The 17,015-nt window shown below is 72.8% G+C and carries 14 protein-coding genes; 3 read left to right on the top strand and 11 right to left on the bottom strand.

Translation table 11 applies throughout. From position 1 onward, the window contains the following. The first annotated feature begins 7 nt into the window (after nt 1–7). Both ACFHWS_RS09475 and ACFHWS_RS09470 read left to right on the top strand, forming a co-directional pair. Nucleotides 8–1,270: a molybdopterin molybdotransferase MoeA gene (locus ACFHWS_RS09475; RefSeq protein WP_416550854.1), complete on the top strand. Its 1,263-nt coding sequence runs from the start codon at nt 8–10 to the stop codon at nt 1,268–1,270. A 26-nt stretch (nt 1,271–1,296) separates the two neighbouring features. Next, a complete protein-coding gene (locus ACFHWS_RS09470) occupies nt 1,297–1,704 on the top strand; it encodes a molybdenum cofactor biosynthesis protein MoaE (protein ID WP_416568059.1) in 408 nt (135 codons plus the stop codon). Here the strand turns inward: ACFHWS_RS09470 and ACFHWS_RS09465 are convergent. From ACFHWS_RS09465 to ACFHWS_RS09420, 10 genes are all read right to left on the bottom strand, one after another. Continuing rightward, nucleotides 1,691–3,214 (bottom strand): glycosyltransferase 87 family protein, encoded by a 1,524-nt coding sequence (locus ACFHWS_RS09465; RefSeq protein WP_416550853.1) that lies wholly within the window; start codon nt 3,212–3,214, stop codon nt 1,691–1,693. The two genes, ACFHWS_RS09470 and ACFHWS_RS09465, sit on opposite strands and share 14 nt — an antisense overlap. Before the next feature lie 247 nt (nt 3,215–3,461). Beyond that, nucleotides 3,462–4,028: a DoxX family membrane protein gene (locus ACFHWS_RS09460; protein WP_416550852.1), complete on the bottom strand. Its 567-nt coding sequence runs from the start codon at nt 4,026–4,028 to the stop codon at nt 3,462–3,464. A gap of 92 nt (nt 4,029–4,120) precedes the next feature. Then, nucleotides 4,121–5,425 carry an ATP-binding protein gene (locus ACFHWS_RS09455; RefSeq protein ID WP_416550851.1) on the bottom strand — a complete coding sequence of 435 codons (1,305 nt, stop codon included), beginning with the start codon at nt 5,423–5,425 and terminating at the stop codon, nt 4,121–4,123. Nucleotides 5,426–5,615: 190 nt separating this feature from the next. Next, entirely contained in the window at nt 5,616–6,404 is a 789-nt protein-coding gene (locus ACFHWS_RS09450) for an LppU/SCO3897 family protein (protein WP_416550850.1), read from the bottom strand. Between the two features lie 145 nt (nt 6,405–6,549). Then, nucleotides 6,550–7,488, bottom strand: coding sequence for an LppU/SCO3897 family protein (locus tag ACFHWS_RS09445; RefSeq protein ID WP_416550849.1), 939 nt, complete (start codon nt 7,486–7,488; stop codon nt 6,550–6,552). A gap of 196 nt (nt 7,489–7,684) precedes the next feature. Beyond that, nucleotides 7,685–10,987, bottom strand: coding sequence for a UvrD-helicase domain-containing protein (locus ACFHWS_RS09440; RefSeq protein ID WP_416568034.1), 3,303 nt, complete (start codon nt 10,985–10,987; stop codon nt 7,685–7,687). A gap of 99 nt (nt 10,988–11,086) precedes the next feature. Then, a complete protein-coding gene (locus ACFHWS_RS09435) occupies nt 11,087–12,370 on the bottom strand; it encodes a metallophosphoesterase (protein ID WP_416568033.1) in 1,284 nt (427 codons plus the stop codon). A gap of 14 nt (nt 12,371–12,384) precedes the next feature. Further along, a complete protein-coding gene (locus ACFHWS_RS09430; protein ID WP_416568032.1) occupies nt 12,385–12,624 on the bottom strand; it encodes a MoaD/ThiS family protein in 240 nt (79 codons plus the stop codon). A gap of 38 nt (nt 12,625–12,662) precedes the next feature. Continuing rightward, entirely contained in the window at nt 12,663–13,697 is a 1,035-nt protein-coding gene (gene moaA / locus ACFHWS_RS09425; RefSeq protein WP_416550846.1) for a GTP 3',8-cyclase MoaA, read from the bottom strand. Between the two features lie 49 nt (nt 13,698–13,746). Then, the gene (locus ACFHWS_RS09420) at nt 13,747–14,640 is read right to left on the bottom strand and encodes a fructosamine kinase family protein (RefSeq protein WP_416568031.1); all 894 of its coding nucleotides are present in this window, start codon (nt 14,638–14,640) and stop codon (nt 13,747–13,749) included. A gap of 175 nt (nt 14,641–14,815) precedes the next feature. Here ACFHWS_RS09420 and ACFHWS_RS09415 point away from each other — a divergent pair, with 175 nt between their 5' ends. Continuing rightward, complete coding sequence (locus ACFHWS_RS09415; RefSeq protein ID WP_416550844.1) at nt 14,816–15,994, top strand: DUF4192 domain-containing protein; 1,179 nt, start codon at nt 14,816–14,818, stop codon at nt 15,992–15,994. A 156-nt stretch (nt 15,995–16,150) separates the two neighbouring features. Here ACFHWS_RS09415 and ACFHWS_RS09410 read toward each other — a convergent pair whose 3' ends face one another. After that, entirely contained in the window at nt 16,151–16,669 is a 519-nt protein-coding gene (locus ACFHWS_RS09410) for a hypothetical protein (protein ID WP_416568030.1), read from the bottom strand. Nucleotides 16,670–17,015 lie beyond the last annotated feature (346 nt).

Below are 17,015 nucleotides of genomic sequence, written 5' to 3'. Positions count from 1 at the left end.
TCGGTCGGTGAGCGCCGAACCGACGACCGGCAGGGCCGCCCCGGCCGCCGGGCACCCACCCGTCGACTGGGGGCAGGCCCGCGCCCTGGTGCACGCCGCCGGCCGGGCCGCGCGCCGCCCGCCGGTCCGGCTGCCGTTGCCGCAGGCCGACGGGACCACCCTCGCCGCGCCGCTGACCGCCCTGACCGACCTGCCGGCCTTCCGTACCGCCAGTGTCGACGGCTGGGCGGTGCGCGGCGGTGCCCCGTGGCGGGTGGTGGGCCGGGTGCTGGCCGGCGGAGTGCCGCCGGAGTTGTCCGACGACGGCACCGCGGTGCAGATCGCCACCGGCGCGATGGTCCCCGCCGGGGCCACCAGTGTGCTGCGGGTCGAGGAGTCGACGCGAGACGACACCGGGTTGGTACGCGGCGAGCCGCGGCCGCAGCCGGAGTGGCGCTCGCCCGGCGAGGAGGCGTCGGCTGGCGAGGAACTGCTGGCGGCCGGTACGCCGGTCGACCCCGGGGTGATCGGTCTCGCCGCCTCCTGCGGCTACGACGACCTGCCGGTGTATCAGCGGATCCGGGCCGGCCTGCTGGTCTTCGGCGACGAACTGCTGAACACCGGGCCACCCGGCGCCGGTCGGGTGCGCGACGCGCTCGGCCCGGCGGTGCCCGGGTGGCTGCGCCGGTACGGCTGCGAACTGCCTGCCGAGGAGGTGACCGGGCCGGTCGCCGACACCCTCGCCGCACACGTCGACGGGCTGCGGTCGGCGCTGGCCGGCGCCGATCTGGTCTGCACCACGGGCGGCACCATGCACGGTCCGGTGGACCACCTGCATCCGGCGCTGGCCGAGCTCGGTGCCGAGTACGTGGTCAACACGGTCGCGGTCCGACCCGGGTTCCCGATGCTGGTCGCCCGGGTGACCGGTGCCGACGGGCGGGACCGGTTCGTCGCCGGGCTGCCCGGCAACCCGCAGTCCGCGATCGTCGCCCTGGTGTCACTGGTCGCGCCGCTGCTCGCCGGGTTGCAGGGCAGGCCGCTGCCGACCCTGCCCCGGCACCGGCTGGGGGCGGAGGTGCCGGGCCGTGGTGATTTCACCCACCTCGCCCTGGTGCGGATCGATTCGGTGAACCGTGCCGCGTACCCGCTGCGGCACGTCGGGTCGGCGATGCTGCGCGGGCTGGCCGCCGCCGCCGGCTTCGCCGTGATCCCGCCGGGCGGCGACGGCCGCCCCGACGACGAGGTGCCCGTCGTACCGTTGCCACTGCTGCCCGGGGAGCGTCTGCCGTGACCGTCCCGACCACCCGACCTGTCGTTCTGGTGTCAGTGACCTCGCAACCGCTCGACCTGGCCGCCCACGAGGCGGCGGTCGCCGACCCACGGGCCGGCGCGGTGCTGTCCTTTCAGGGCGTGGTCCGCGACCACGACCACGGCCGGTCGGTGCTCAGCCTGGACTACGAGGGCCATCCCAGCGCCGAGGACGTGCTGCGGGAGGTCGCCGACGAGGTGGCCGCCGATCCGGCGGTGCACGCCGTCGCCGTGTCGCACCGGCTGGGGCCGCTTGCCATCGGTGAGGTGGCCCTGGTGGCGGCGGTCAGCACCGCGCACCGGGCGGCGGCCTTCGCCGCCTGCGCCCGCCTCGTCGACGAGGCGAAGGCCCGGCTGCCGATCTGGAAGCGGCAGATTTTCGCCGACGGCACCGAGGAGTGGGTCAACTGCCCCTGACCTGACCGGAGGTTCGGGCGTCGGGCTGCCCGGTGCCGGTCGGAGCAGCCGGCTGGCGGTGCCGGATCTGCGGTCGCGGGTCGGTGTAGAACGCCGGCTCGGCTCCGGGCCGCCAGGGCAGCGCCGCGACGAGCGCGATCAGCGCCAGGGCGAGTGAGTTCTCCATCAGTACGCCGAACAGGCCGTCATGGTAGTGCGAGACCTGCGGCAACTGGTGCTCGTACGGCCAGATCGGCGACACCAGGAAGAGCAGGTAGAGCGCGATGGCAGCGGTGGCGTGCCGCATCCCGGTGAGGGCGGGGAACCAGATCGGGGTCCGTAGCCCGGCCACGCCGCTGATGCCGGCACCAGTGGGCGGGTAGGTGCGCCGCGAGATCAGCCCCTTGCTGGCGCTGCGTCGCCGCAGCGCCGCGTCGGCCAGCACGATGATCGCCGGGATCACGAAGACCAGGTGGTGCGACCAGCTGATCGGGCTGATCACGTTGGCGGTGAGGCCGATCAGGGTGAATGCGGTCAACTCGTCGCCGTCCGCGTGGGCGTGCGCGGCCCGGGACAGCCCAAGCGCCAGCAGCAGCAGGGCGAACGAGATCCAGAGCAGGCCGGGGGTCTCCATCGAGTCGTAGAGCCGGGCCAGCAGGCCGGCCAGCGACTGGTTCGGGGTCATGTCCGACACCCCGACCCGGCCGGTGTCCCACAGCACCGAGGTGAAGTAGGCGGCCGACTCGTCGGCGGCGACGATCATCGCGCCGACGGTGACCGCGGCGGCGGTGCCGATCGCGGTGGTGGCCGCCCGCCACTGCTTGGTGATCAGCAGGTAGACGATGAACAGGGCGGGAGTCAGCTTGATCGAGCTGGCCAAGCCGATGCCGACGCCGGCCCAGATGCCGCTGAAGAAGATTCGGCGCAGTGGGCCGCCGGTGCCCAGCCGGTGCGGCGTGGGCGCGGCACGCCAGCGCAACGCGACCAGGTCGGCGATGATCAGGCCGAACAGTAGCAGATTGACCTGCCCGTAACCGAGGGTTTCCCGGGACGGTTCGATGGCCACGGCGAGGGGCACCGCGAGACCGACGGTGAACCAGCGCGGCCAGCCGCAGCGGTCGGCGATCGGGCCGAGTAGCACCGCCAGCACGACGGTGAGGGCGGCGATACCGAATGCGACGTTGAGCCAGCCGGCGGTGATCATCGGAACCACCGCCATCGGCAGCATGGTGAGGCCGGCGAATGGTGGATAGGTGAAGCCCAGGGTGGTTTCCGGTGCGATGAATGCGTACAGGTCGCCGCCGTTGGCCCACCACGTGATCGCGCCGTGGTAGATGCGCATGTCGAAAAAGTTGTACGGCCGGCCGAACATGCCGATCGCGTACCAGGCGGCGTAGCAGGCCAGCGCGACGAGGCCGAGGCGCACGAGCGTGCCGCGCTCGACGTCGCGAACCAGGCGGCTCAGCGGCGCCGGACGACGTCGACCCAGTGGGGCGAGACGACGGACCCGGGATCGGACGTCCGCCACCATGATCTACCCACCCCCGGTCGTTGAATGCAGAGTCTGCTCAGTGCCCGTCCGAGCCTAGAACGCAGCGGCGTCCGGCGGCGGGCGCGTTACCCTACCGTGTCCGATCCCACACTAGTTCGCGACATTTCCACCACGTTAACGCTGTGTGCTGTCTTCTATCTCTTTCGTGGTCTTCGGTGCCCACTGCACACTGAAGTCCGATATCTACCGCCCATCGTTCGGGTCGCCGTTCGGCCGGATCTACAGATCAGCCGGGCAGTCGCCGGGCGGTGGCGGCGGACCGGACCGCGATCCGGGCGTCCCGCCGCGCAGAGTGCACCGCACGCCGCACCGACCGTCGGCTCCGCCGCACCGAGCGCTGGCTCTGCCGGACGGCCCGGCTGGTCCGCCAGCGTAGACCCGGCCGACCCTCAGTATCCGCAGCAGCGAGCAGCAGCCCGCCCAAAAGGCCCAGATTCTTGAAAAAGTGCACCTGATGGAGTTGTCGTTCGGTCGGTTCCGTCGCCGACCAGAATGGATGACCGGCCACCGTGGTGGGCACCAGCGAGGCCGCTAGCACCGCTGCGGCTGGCCGGGTCAGCCGACCGGTCGCTAACAGCAGGCCACCGGCGAGCTGGGTGGCACCGTGCAGCCGGACCAGACTCTCGGTGTCGGTCGGCAGTCGGGGCGTGGCCCGTTCGATCATCGGAGCGACCCGGTCGGTGACCGTCTTCGCCCGGTCGGCGTACTGCGCGGGGCTGGCCACCGCACGGGCGCCGCTGACGATGAAGATGCCGCTGAGCAGAGCGCGGGCAGTGGTGCGTACGGGTCTCATGCTCCCTGTCATACCCGGTCGGGCGGTCTGTTACCCGGCAAACCGGTGAGCTGTCGCATCGCGGCAAGGTTGCCGGGCCGCACCGGGCGTGGTCAACCGGGTTGGGTGCGCAGGTACCGGCCGAAGTGCGGCACGGTGAACGCGACCGTGCCGCGCTCGCCTGAGTAGATCAGCCCCTTTTTGATCAGGGCATCCCGGGCCGGGGACAAGCTGGCCGGTTTCCGGCCGAGGGATCGGGCGATCTCGGCGGTCGGCACCGCCGGGTCGATGTCCGCCGTCGCCGCCGGGTCCAGTGGTCCATCGCTCGTTTCGTCGTGGTATCCCTCGACGGCCGGTGCCGGGCCGTCCCCCGGGGTCGCCGAGGCGAGCACGGCCATCGCCCGCATGTACTCGCGCTCCGCCGGGGTGGCCCGTTCGAACCGGGACCCGAAGAACCCGACCGCGAGTTCCGCTTCCGCCTCCGGCGCGGCAACCCGCACGTCGGCGGCGGTGATCGGCGAGCGCGGAGCATGGTCCCAGGTGGCCTTGCCGTAGGCCTGTACGAAGTACGGGTATCCGCCGGACTTGTCGTAGAGCAGGTCGAGCGCCTTCGCCTCGTACTCGACCTGCTCGCGGGCGGCCGGCGCGGTGAGCGCCTGGTCGGCGGCGACCCGGTCCAACCGGTCGATCCGCTGGTAGCGGAACAGCCGTTCGGAGTAGGACTTGGCGGCGGAGAGCACCGCAGGCAGGTGCGGCAGCCCGGCTCCGACGACGATCAGCGGCCCGCCGAGCTGCGACAACTCGTGACAGGCCGCACAGAGCGCGGAGACGTCGGTCGCGTCGACGTCCTGCATCTCGTCGATGAACAGCGCGATCCCGGTGCCGACGTCGGTGGCCACCGCGGCGGCGTCGGTGAACAGCTCCACGAGGTCGATCTCGATGTCGCCGGAGTCGGCCCGCCCGGTCGCCGCCGGCACGTCGATGCCCGGCTGCCAGCGGTCGCGCAGCCGAGGCCGGGCGTTGCCACGTCCGCCGGCGGCCGGCGGGTTCGCACGCATCGCGAAGGCCTTCAGTACGCCGAGAAAGTCGTCGATCCGCTCGGGTGCCCGGTGCCGGGGCGCGAGCTCGCGTACCGCCATGTGTAGTGCGGCGGCAACCGGGCGGCGCAGCGACTGGTCCGGCCGGGCCTCGATCTTGCCGGTGCCCCAGAGCCGCGCGATGGCCTGCGACCGGAGCGCGTTGAGCAGGACGGTCTTGCCCACCCCGCGCAGGCCGGTGAGCATCAGGCTGCGCTCCGGGCGGCCCCGGGCGATGCGTTCCAGGATCACGTCGAAGACGTCCAGCTCGCGGCCGCGGCCGGCCAGCTCGGGCGGACGTTGGCCGGCGCCGGGGGCGTACGGATTCCGGATCGGATCCATGGCTGGCACCGTATCGGGCCGTCTAGCGTTTGGGCTAGAACCGGGTATAGGTCCCGATCGTGTCGGCCGACGTCCGCCGACACCTCGGCCGAGCTGCCCGCCGAGCCCCTGTCGGACCGTCGAGCAATGACTAGGGCTCTCTAGCGTGACAGCTAGAGAGCCCTAGTCATCGGTCGATAGCGGTTCCCGGTCAGAGCTCCTTCATGCAGAGCACGTAGTTGAGCAGCTGCTCACCGGTGTCGTGCGTGTAGGTGGTGTCGGTGTCCGGGTGGCCGAAAATCGGATCGTCACAGCGTTCCGTGTCGGTGGTCAGCGGAATGCGGGCCAGCACCTCGAAGGTGCCCGGATCGCAGGCAACCTTGCGCAGCACCGCGTCCTCGTCGGAACCGTCGTTGACCACACAGTCGCCGACCACGACCAGGTCGAGACCGCTGTCGGGCGGCGGCAGCGAACTGGAGTCCTCGCCCTGCTGATCGTCGGGCGTGCCGGTCGAAACGTCGACCGTCGGCAATTCCTCGCTGGCGGTCGAGGTGCCGCTGTCGGCCAACGCGAACAACCCGATCACACCGCAGCCGCAGAGCAGCAGCAGCAACACCACCGCGCCGATCACCAGCCCGATGATGAGCCCGGTGCGTGACTTCTTCGGCGGTGGGGCACCGGGCACCCCGGGCGGCGGACCCCAACCCGGCGGCGGTGGCGGTGGGAAGCCACCACCCGATCCGGGCGGTGGCGGGTAGCCACCGCCACCCGAGGTCGGCGGTGGTGGGTAGGCGCCGCCACCGGAAGTCGGCGGTGGGTAGCCGCCGGGCTGGTACGGCGAGGAGTAGGGCGTGGTCGGATCAGGGGCACCGGAACCCGGAGGCGGGTAAGCGGAGCCCGGAGGCGGGTAAGCGGAGCCCGGAGGCGGGTAACCGGACTGACCGGCGGGGTCGTCGGGCTGTCCCGGACCGGGGTAGCCCGGCGGACCGTAGCTGGACATGATCTCCCTAGCGTCGTCGCTGGATCAGGCGGAACGCTGCCCGCCTGGCACGAACCTCACCCGCCGGGCAGGGGTCCAGCGGATCAACTGTGCTACCGGAACGGTAACCAACGGCTGCCATCCAGCGGCAGCCTCACCGGTCAGTTCACCGCTGCCTGAGACAGAGCACGAAATCCAGGGCGTCGAGCTGACTGTTGAAGAAATACCAGTTGGTGTAGCCCTCGACGTCCGCGCACTTCGTCTTGGCGTCCTCTTCGCCGTCGGTCACACCATCGAAGCGGGCGAGTACTTCGTACGCGCCGGAGTCACAATCCGTGATCGTCAGGACCGGCGTCTCCTCCTCCGCCTCGGCCTCGTTGCGGACACACTGCCCTACATCGACGAACCGGGCGTCGTTTGACGAGGTCGGCGTCGGAGTGGGGCTCGGCTGGTCGATCTCGGCCGTCGGCTCGGGCTGCTCCGACGGGGCCGTGGACGGCGCCTCGTCCGGCTCGGTAGTCGGTGCCGTCAACTCCACCCCGGTGTCCGGCGTCTCGTCGCGGGTCAGAACGTAGATGCCGGCCGCGCCGCCCCCGCAGAGCAGCACCGTCAGACCGATCAACACGGCGAGTAGCCCGCCGCTCAGCCCACCGCGCCCGGACCGGCGTGGCTCCGCCGCCGGCTCCCACGCTGGTGTGGCGGCCGGGTGCTGCTGGCTGCCGTCGGAGTACGGCTGCTGGCCCCCGCCCGGCTGCTGCCACGCCTGGCCCCCGCCCGGCTGCTGCCACGCCTGATCGTCGGCCCCGGTCCAGCCCTGGGCCGGTTGGTTCGGCGACTGCCAGTTCTGGTCGCCGGCCGATGTGTGCTGCCCGTACCCCTGCCAGTCGGGACCGGCGGGCGGAGGCTGCCCGGTCGACCAGTCCGGCTGCGCACCGCCGGGCCACTGCTGGCCCGGTGCCTCGGTAGGCGCGTCACCCCAGGGACCGGGCGGCCCGCCCCAGGGATCGGACGGCTCCCGGTACGGCTCCGACGGCTGCCGATGCTCGGGCCACCGGTCTGGCTGCTCACCCGGGTACGGCCCGCCGGGCGGTCCGTATTGCGACATTTCCTGTCCTCCTGCGCGGCGGTTCCGGCCCCGGCTGTCCGCTCGGGTCGGCGATGACAAACGTCACCGTAGCGTGAGCACCCCAGCAGCTCACCTCCCCGAAGCGCGCCAACCGCCGGCCAACCACCGGATGGCCGGACGACGCACCAGGTCCGGCAGTTGCGAGTGACCGGGCCGGCGGCGGTCCGACCAGCCCCTACAGCAGGCGCAGCTGGCGGTCCTTGGGACGGCGCGGTCCTTCGTCGCCGAGCCGGTCGAACAGCCCTGCGTCGATCGCGTCCAGGAACGGCGTCGGCCGGGTCTCCCGCTCGCTGCCGTGCCGGACCCGGCGGCGGGCGTGCGAGAGGTAGAGCCGGTCCTGGGCCCGGGTCAGGCCGACGAAGAACAGCCGCCGCTCCTCGGCGACGTCGTCGTCGGTCGGCGTAGTACCGGGGAAGCGCAGCGGTAGCAGGCCGTCCTCACAGCCGACCAGGAAGACCACCGGAAACTCCAGGCCCTTCGCCGCGTGCAGGGTGAGCAGGGTCACCGCTTCGGCCCGTGGGTCCAGCGCGTCCACCTCGGCGCCGGTCTCCAACTGGGACAGCAGCATCGGCAGGTCGTCGCCGCAGCGGCGGGCCAGCGGGGTGAGCAGCTCCGCCGCGGACCAGATGTCCGCCGGCGACAGCTGCGGACCGGCCGGCACGTCCAGCGTCGGCGTGGTGAGCCGGTCGGCCAGCACCTGCCCAGCGAGCCGGACCCGGGCGGCCAGCGAACCGTCCAGCCCACCACCGGCGTGCCGTAGCTCGCGGGCGATCGCCGTCACCCCCGGCCGGTCCCGCAGCCGGTTGTGCGACCGCTTCTGCACCGGGACACCGGCCCGGGTCAGTGCGTCCACGATCGGGCCGGACTGCGCGTCGGTGCGGTACAGCACGGCGATGTCGGAGAACGACACCGACGACGTGTGCCCGTCGATCCGCCCGGAATCCAACGAGCGGTGCGAGATCCCGCCGACCAGTTCGTCGACCGTACGCACCACGAACGTCGCCTCGTCGGCGGCCGTGCCAGCCGGGTAGAGCCCGATCAACGGCGCCTGCGGATCCAGCCGGGCCGGCTCCAGCCGCCGGCCGCGGACCAGCGAACTGGGCGCGATGGCCTGCACCGCGGCGGCCAGGATCGGGGCCGCTGACCGGTAGTTGCGGGCCAGCCGGACCAGCCGGGCGTCGACGAAGTCCTCGGAGAAGCGCAGGAAGTAGCGGACGTCTGCCCCCCGGAACGAGTAGATTGCCTGGTCGGGGTCGCCGATCGCGCACAGGTTGCCGTCCGCCGGGCTGAGTAGCCGCAGCAGCTCGTACTGGTCGGCGTCGACGTCCTGGTACTCGTCGACGAAGATCCACCGCCAGCGGTCCCGGTAGCGGGCCACCAGCTTCTGGTCCTCGCGCAGCAGCCGCAGCGGCAGGGTGACCAGCTCGTCCAGATCGACCAGGCCGGCCGCGCGCAGCAGCTTTACGTACGTGGCATCGTCCTCGCCGGCCTCGGCGCGGGCCCGCTCCCGCTCGGTGTCGTCGGCGATGCGCAACGTCGCCGGCAACCCGGCCGCCTTCGGGTTCTCCCGCAGGATCGTCAACCCCAGCGAGTGGAAGGTGGCCACGGTGACGTCCTCGGCAACCGGGCCGAGTAGTCCGTCGAGCCGGTGGCGAAGCTCCTCGGCGGCCCGGCGGGTGAAGGTGATCGCCAGGCAGCGCTCCGGGAAGACGTTCAGCTCGGCGCACAGGTACGCGATCCGGTGGGTCAGCGTCCGGGTCTTGCCGGTACCCGGCCCGGCGACGATCAGCAGCGGCCCGCCCGGCGCGGACGCGGCGACCCGCTGCATCGCGTCGAGTCGGTCCAGCAGCCCGGTGCCGACCTCCTCCATGCCGGCCAGCATCGGCTCGAACGGCTCGTGCGGCGACGGCGTCGGTGGCGGCGGGATCGGCGGTGCCGCCGGCTCCTGCCCGGACCGCCCAGCCCGGCCCGGCCGCGTCGGCCGCCCACCGGAACCGGACCGGCCGGCCCCGGCCTTGGACCGGCCGGCCCCGGCCCTGGACTGTCCGCCGCGTCGGGCACCGGTTGGTGCCGGTTCGTCGGCGGCCATCGGCCCGTCGGCCGGGCGCTGCGCCGGCACGGGTAGGTCGAACAGCGCCTCCGGCTGACCGGCACCACCACCGGTGGCCAGCTCACCGGGCGCGAACAGGGTAATCACCCCGTACTCGCCGTCGTAGCCCGGCACCCGGCGGACTTCGCCGCGACGCAGCCGGGCGATCGCCTCACCGAGCAGTTCGCCGCCGGCCCGCCGGATGTCGTCCACCGGCACCTTGGTCAGGATGTCCAGTTCGGGGCCGAGCACGGCGACCAGGTTGACCACCTGGCCCTCGACGGTCTTCGACCGGGCACCAACCTGGTTGATCTCGCCGACGATTTCCGGCAGCGCCACCAGGTGGGTGACCTGCTTGGCGTTGGCCGGCCGGTGCCCGTCGGGCCGGTCGGCGAGATCCTCGACCCGGCTGAGCACCCCGACGGTGAGCGGTTTTCCGCACTGCGGGCAGCGACCGGCGGCCTGCCGGGTCTGCTCCGGAGCCCAGTTGACGCCGCAGTTGCGGTGCCCGTCGGCGTGGTACTTGCCCTCCTCGGGGAAGAACTCGATGGTGCCGACCAGCCCGTCGCCGGTGCGCAGCGCCTCACGTACCGCGTAGTAGTCCAGCGCGCTGTCCAGCACAGTGGCCTCCCGGGCCAGCGCCGGCGGCGAATGCGCGTCGGAGTTCGACACCAGTTGGTAGCCGTCGAGGCTGGACACCCGCCAGTTCATCGCCGGATCCGACGACAGCCCGGTCTCGACGGCGAAGATGTGCCCGGCCAGGTCGGCGTAGCAGTCGGCGATCGCGTCGAAGCCGGACTTGGAGCCGAGCGCGGAGAACCACGGCGTCCAGATGTGCGCCGGCACCAGATAGCCGTCCGCGCTCGCCTCCAGGGTGATTTCCAGCAGGTCGCGGGAGTCCAGCCCGAGGATCGGCCGGCCGTCGGAGCCGAGGTTGCCGATCCGGCCCAGCGCCGTGTTGAACCGGGCCACCGCGTCCAGATCCGGCAGGTAGATCAGATGGTGCACCTTACGGGTCCGGTCCCCACGCTTGTAGATCGTCGAGATCTCGACGCTCAGCATGTACCGCACCGGGTTGGTCTCGGCCGCGCTGGCCAGCCGGGGCGGCAGCCGGCGGGCGACGTCCCGTTCGGCCTCCGGGCTGAGCCGGTACAGGCCCGGCTCGGCCGGGCGCAGCGACTCACGCAGATGCTCGAACCACGCCGGATGGGTGAAGTCTCCGGTACCGAGCAGGCTGACGCCCTTGCGCCGGGCCCACCAGGCCAGGTTCGACATGTTCAGGTCCCGGCTGCAGGCACGCGAGTACCGGGAGTGGATGTGCAGGTCGGCGATGAAGGGCCCGGGTCCCGTGGCGGAGCCGGGAGAGGGCACGGCGCGGTACGGGGGCACGCCGCATCCTGTCACGTGACCGGGCCGCCCGGCGTGTCGCCACGCGCGGAAACCCGCGAGACGTGACTCTCACTCGCCGCCGGCTGACCCGTTGCGCTCCTATTCGCTGCGCAGCTCGACCAGGGAGACCTGTGGCGGCGCGCCGACCCGCACCGGCGGACCCCAGAACCCGGCGCCGTTGGTGACGTAGACCTGGGTGCCGTCGACCGTGGCGAGGCCGGACACGACCGGTTGCACCAGCCGTACCGCCAGGTTGAACGGGGCGATCTGACCGCCGTGGGTGTGCCCGGACAGTTGCAGGTCGACGCCGTAGCGGGCGGCTTCGTGGGCCTGCACCGGCTGGTGGGCGAGCAGCACCACCGGACGGTCCGGGTCCCGGTCGCCGAGCGCCCGGTCGTAGTCCGGGCCGGCCAGCGGCCCGGACCCCTCGGCAATCTGCCCGGCCGGCCGCGCGGTCTCCGCGGTCGGATCGTTCACCCCGGCCAGGTCGAGCACCCCGCCCGGGGTGACGATCTCCCGGCGTTCGTTGACCAGCACCCGGAGGCCGAGCCGGTCCACCTCGGCGACCCATTCCTCGGCGCCGGAGTAGTACTCGTGGTTGCCGGTGACGAAGAAGCTGCCGTAGCGGGCACGCAGGTCGGCCAGCGGGGCGGCGGTGCCGCCGAGCTCGGTGACGGTGCCGTCGACCAGGTCGCCGACGACCGCGACCAGATCGGCGTCCAGGCTGTTGATCAGCTCGACGATCCGGGCGGTGTGCCCCGGCCCGGTCAGCGGACCGATGTGGATGTCCGAGACAGTGGCGATGCGCAGGCCGTCCATGGCCCGGGGCAGCCGGGCGATCGGCACCTGCACCCGGTCCAGCCGGGGCGGGCCGAGCGCCGTCCGGATGCCGTAGCCGGTGACGCCGGTCGCGGTCAGCCCGGCGAAGATGGCGGCACCGCGGGCGAGCAGCAGTCGCCGGCCGGGGTCCGGCACCGAATCGTCGGCCGGCCGGCCGCCGGGCAGCTCGGCCGGCGGTGGGGCGGACGTCTCGGCCGGTACGGTCACCGGCACCGTGGCCACTCTGCTCGGCTGGCGGCTGCGGGCCCGGCCGGCCAGCCGGGCCACCAGCATCGGCGGCTCCAGCACCAGCAGGACGACCAGCAGGTAGAACATCACCGCCAGCCAGACGTAGCCGGGCCAGGCCAGCCAGGACATCCCGGCGGACCGGGTGCTCACCATGGTCACCGGCACCAGGACCGCCAACCCGACGGCCAGCAGCGTGCCGGCCCGTCGCCACCGCCCCGGCCGGGTGGTGTCCCGGACCAGCCGCCACCAGAGGTAGCAGTGGATCAGGCCGGTGATCAGGGTCAGCGTTGCGACGAACCCGAGTACGGCGAGCACGGACGCGGCCCTCCTCAGCCGCCGGCGAACGGTGGCAGCACGTCGACCGTGGCACCGGCCGGCAACAGTGTGTGACGATCATGCCAGACGACGCCGTCGACCAGGAAACTCGCCACCGCCAGCACCCGACCCAGCCGGTCGCCGTGCCGACCGGTCAGCTCGGCCACCAGCCCGGCCCGGTCCAGCCCGGCCGGAACGGACTCGGCGGTCCGCCCGGCCGCCGCCCGCGCCCCGGCGAAGTAACGCACCGTCACCGATTGCTCGGCTTCATCCCGTGTCGGGTCGCCCACGGTCAGCCGCCGATCGCTGACATCGGGCGGGCCGGCTGCAGGAACGTCGGATCGTCGATGCCGTGCCCGGCCAACTTCCCGGCCATCGCCCGTCGCCACCGCTGCGCCAACTCGTCGTCGTCGGCCCCGGACCGCAACGCGCCACGCAGGTCCGACTCCTTTCGGGCGAACAGACAGTCGCGTACCTGCCCGTCGGCGGTGAGCCGGGTCCGGTCGCAGTCACCGCAGAACGGCCGGGTCACCGTGCCGATCACCCCGACCTTGGCCGGGCTGCCGTCCGACCGCTCGGCGCCGGCCACCAGCCAGGTCTCGGCCGGTGCGGCACCCCGTTCGGCGGGATCCGGCAGCAGGGTGAACTCGACCCGCAGCCGGTCGAGGATCTCGGCGGCGGTGACCATCCGGTCGCGGTCCCAGGACTGCTGCGCGTCCAGCGGCATCTGCTCGATGAAGCGCAGTTCGTAGCCGTGGCTCAGGGCGTACCGCAGCAGCGCCGGGGCCTCGTCGTCGTTGACCCCGCGCAGCAGCACCGCGTTGATCTTGACCGGGGTCAGCCCGGCCGCCGCCGCGCCGGCCAGCCCGGCGAGCACGTCCGGTAGCCGCCGGCGGTGCGCCAACTGGGCGAACCGCTGCGGGTCGAGGGTGTCCAACGACACGTTCACCCGGTCCAGGCCGGCGGCCTGCAGGCCGGGCGCCAACCGGTCCAGCCCGATCCCGTTGGTGGTCAGCGACAGCACCGGCCGGGGCCGCAGCGCCGCCGCGGCGGCGACGATCCCGGTCAGCCCGGGGCGCAGCAGCGGCTCGCCGCCGGTGAACCGCACCTCGGTCACCCCGAGCTGACGCACCGCGACTCCGATCAGCCGGGTCACCTCGTCGTCGGTCAGGATGTCCGGGCCGGGCAGCCAGGGCAGACCCTCCGGCGGCATGCAGTAGGAGCAGCGCAGGTTGCACCGGTCGGTCAGGGACACCCGAAGGTCGGTGGCGACCCGCCCGTACCGATCGGTGAGCCGGCCGTCGACGGGCCGTGCGCTCGATGCCATGCGCCGACCGTAGCGCGCCGGTGCGTCAGGATCGCAGGGCGGCGGTGCGTCAGGATCGCAGCGCGGCGCGTGCCGCGTCCGCGACGGCCGGGCGGTACGCCGCCCCGAACAGGGCGGTGTGCACCAGCAGCAGATGCAGCTGGTGCACCGGCACCCGGGCCGCCCACCCGTCGGCCAGCGGCCACTGCTCCTGGTAGGCGTCGAGGATCCGGTCCAGGTACGGGGCGCCGCCGAACAGCGCCAGCTGCGCCAGGTCGGTCTCCCGGTGCCCGCCGTGCGCCGCCGGGTCGACCAGCCGGCAGCGCCCGTCCGCGCCCCAGAGCAGGTTGCCGGGCCACAGGTCGCCGTGGATCCGAGCGGGCGGCTCGTCGCCGCCGTACCCGTCGATGCTGTCGACCACCTGCTCGACCAGGCCGGTCTCGGCGGCGGTGAGCGCGCCGTTGTCGACCGACATCCGCAGGTACGGCAGCAGCCTGCACTGTCCGAACCAGGCCGACCAGGGCCGGTCGGTCACCAGTTCGTTGTCCTGTGGCAGCGCGCCGACGAACCCCGGCCAGTCCGCCCCGAACCCGGCCGCGCCGGCCCGATGGGTGATTGTCAGCTCCCGGCCGAACCGCTCGGCAGCGGCCACGTCCGGCTCGCCCGGCTCGACCCACTCCAGGGCCAGCAGCTGCGGCAGCGCCACCAGCACCTCCGGCACCGGTGCCCCGCCGGCGGCGGCCAGCCAACGCAACCCGGCCGCCTCGGCGGCGAACAGGCCGTCCGGCAGCGGCCTGGCGGACCGCTCCGGCCAGGACTTGGCGAACACCGAGTTGCCGTCGTCGAGGGTGAGCCGGCTCGCCGCGCAGATCGACCCGCCGGAGACCGGTGTCTCCCGGATCCGCTGATGGGTGAGGAAGGTCGGCAGGTGCTCCGGGTGGGCCCGCAGGTACGCCAGATCCATGGCGGCACGGTAACCCGCGCCACCCGCCGTCCAGCTCGGTGGCGCAACCGGTGGTGAGCAGAAACGCCGCCACCAGGGAAACTACTCTGCGTGCCTGTGGATAACCCGGCGTGTCGTCCACAGGTCGGGTCGGGACGGCCACTTCCGGTCACCGTCCGGCGCGACAGTCTCCGGCATGACACCTACCGAACCGGTACCCACCCCCGATTCCGTTCCCGACCCGGCCGCCGACCCTGCTGCTGATCCGGCTGCCGGGACGGTCCAGGGCGCCGCGCTCACCGTCCGCGAGCCGGCCGACCTGATCGCCGCCGTGCCCTACCTGATCGGCTTCCACCCCGCCGACAGCGTGGTGGTGGTCGGGATGCGCGACCACACGGTCGTCATCGCCGCCCGCGCCGACCTGCCCGACGCCACGGTCCCGGCCGACGTCCGCGCGGCGGCAACCGCCCAGCTGACCTCTATCGTCGATCGTCAGCAGGTCAGCGCCGCCGTCGTGCTTGGCTACGGTCCGGCCGACACCGTCGACCCGGTCCTGCGGGACACCACCGACGCGCTGCGCAGACAGGGCACCGTACTGCTCGACGCGCTGCGGGTGGCCGACGGTCGCTACTGGTCCTCCTTCTGCGACGATCCGACCTGCTGCCCGCCGGAGGGCCACCGTTTTGACGCTGAGATCAACCCGGTCGCGGTCGCGGCCACCGTCGCCGGGCAGGTCGCCCTGCCCGACCGGGCCGCGCTGCGCCGCCAGGTGGAACCGGTCACCGGCCCGGCCCGGGCGGCGATGCGGGCCGCCACCGAACGCGCCCGGACCCGCCGCTCCGCGCTGGTCGACCACGCTCCGCCGGCCGACCTGCTCGGTGCCCGCACCCTGCGCCGGGCCGGAGAGAAGACGGTACGGATGCTGCTGGAACGGCAGGGCCGGGGCATCGCCCCGACCGACGAGGACATCGCCTGGCTCAGTCTGCTGCTGACCGACCTGGAGGTGCGCGACTACGCCTGGGAGCGGGTCACCGACGAGCTGTGGCAGGTCACCTTCTGGCAGGACATCGCCCGCCGGGCCGAGCCGGAGCTCGCCGCCGGGCCGGCCAGCCTGCTGGCCTTCGCCGCCTGGCGGGCCGGCAACGGAGCCCTGGCCCGGGTCGCCCTCGACCGGGCACTCGACGTCGAACCCGGCTACTCGATGGCCAAACTGATGGACGACGTGCTGGTCCGCGGCATCCCACCGGCGGCGCTGGGTCCGTGGCCCAAGCCAGACCGCAACGGGCGTAAGGGCCGGTCGGACACCCGCGCGCGCCGTCGACCCGACGGCGAGCGGCTCGACCGGGCCCGCCCCGCTGGCCGACGCCGCCCGTGAACCCGCTCCGCGCGGGCATGACGCGGAAGACCCCGGGCTCGCCCCGGGGTCTTCCGCGGTCGCGCCGGTGTCAGGACGTAGGCTGCCCCGATCCGGCACATCTGGTCCGGCTTGCCGGGCTCTGGTCCGGCGGTGTGGGCTGGCCTGGGGCGGTGGTCACCTGCTGACCGCAGACCGAGCACCTACCTCCTGACGCCATGAACGGACTCCTTCCGGAATCTGGTAGTCCGGGTGCGGGTCCTCGTTCGGCTCACCCGCGATGCCGCCCGGCCCGGTGGTGGCGGTCGCCCGGAGGAAGACGGCGCCGCCGTCCCGGCAGGTGATCTTCACACCGGCCGGGGACATGTGCACCCCGGTGAAGGCGCACGGCTCCCACGAGGTGAACTCTTCGGGGCGGGCGAAGTCCAGCAGTTGTACGGCGAACGCGAGCGTGCGACGCGCCCGCTCGCGAGGTGCGGGCAACTCGGCCGGCAACGACGCCGGTGTCGGTGTGGGCTTGCCGACGGCCGCCCACAGCATGCCGGTCGATCCCGTCGAGTAGTAGACCCGTACCCCGGCTGGCGAATTGCCGCCGGGCTCGGTGTCCTGCCCGTACCGACGGACGTCGGTGATGTCCGGGTGCTTGCTGGCCTGGAACAGTGCTTCGAGCACATCCAAGACTTCGGCGACCTGCATGTCCCCGTCTCCGATCCGAGGCTGTCTGCGCTGTTCAGGGCCGAGCATAGACACCGCTGGAATCTTGCGGGGATACGCGGCGCACTTCACGAGGTCGCGCCCTTGTCCGCGCGGTCGCCCTACGCCCAGCCGGCCTTGCTCAGGCTGTGCACTTCGCCAACGCGTGGCAGTGGGTCATCAGATGCCTTACGTGGATACTTCGGCCTTCCGGCCGGGTGCCCGGCGGCTTGCCCGAGTCGGATCGCCCGACGGCCCCACTCGGTCCGTCGCCGCGCCCGCATCCCGCCGGGCCTCCTGCGGATCACAGGGCGGGGGAAGGCACCCCGGCGTTGTTTGCCGATGCGAG

The sequence above is a fragment of the Micromonospora sp. LOL_013 genome, from assembly GCF_048060315.1.
Taxonomy (GTDB): Bacteria; Actinomycetota; Actinomycetes; order Mycobacteriales; family Micromonosporaceae; genus Micromonospora_E.
This window is presented reverse-complemented; position numbering and strand designations above follow the sequence as displayed.

What these genes read in the sequence shown, in the direction of transcription:
- ACFHWS_RS09445 (WP_416550849.1), bottom strand. Translation starts at nt 7,488, where the DNA reads ATGTCGCAATACGGACCGCCCGGCGGGCCGTACCCGGGTGAGCAGCCA.
- moaA (WP_416550846.1), bottom strand. Translation starts at nt 13,697, where the DNA reads ATGGCATCGAGCGCACGGCCCGTCGACGGCCGGCTCACCGATCGGTAC.
- ACFHWS_RS09410 (WP_416568030.1), bottom strand. Translation starts at nt 16,669, where the DNA reads ATGCAGGTCGCCGAAGTCTTGGATGTGCTCGAAGCACTGTTCCAGGCC.
- ACFHWS_RS09455 (WP_416550851.1), bottom strand. Translation starts at nt 5,425, where the DNA reads ATGGATCCGATCCGGAATCCGTACGCCCCCGGCGCCGGCCAACGTCCG.
- ACFHWS_RS09415 (WP_416550844.1), top strand. Translation starts at nt 14,816, where the DNA reads ATGACACCTACCGAACCGGTACCCACCCCCGATTCCGTTCCCGACCCG.
- ACFHWS_RS09465 (WP_416550853.1), bottom strand. Translation starts at nt 3,214, where the DNA reads ATGGTGGCGGACGTCCGATCCCGGGTCCGTCGTCTCGCCCCACTGGGT.
- ACFHWS_RS09460 (WP_416550852.1), bottom strand. Translation starts at nt 4,028, where the DNA reads ATGAGACCCGTACGCACCACTGCCCGCGCTCTGCTCAGCGGCATCTTC.
- ACFHWS_RS09420 (WP_416568031.1), bottom strand. Translation starts at nt 14,640, where the DNA reads ATGGATCTGGCGTACCTGCGGGCCCACCCGGAGCACCTGCCGACCTTC.
- ACFHWS_RS09450 (WP_416550850.1), bottom strand. Translation starts at nt 6,404, where the DNA reads ATGTCCAGCTACGGTCCGCCGGGCTACCCCGGTCCGGGACAGCCCGAC.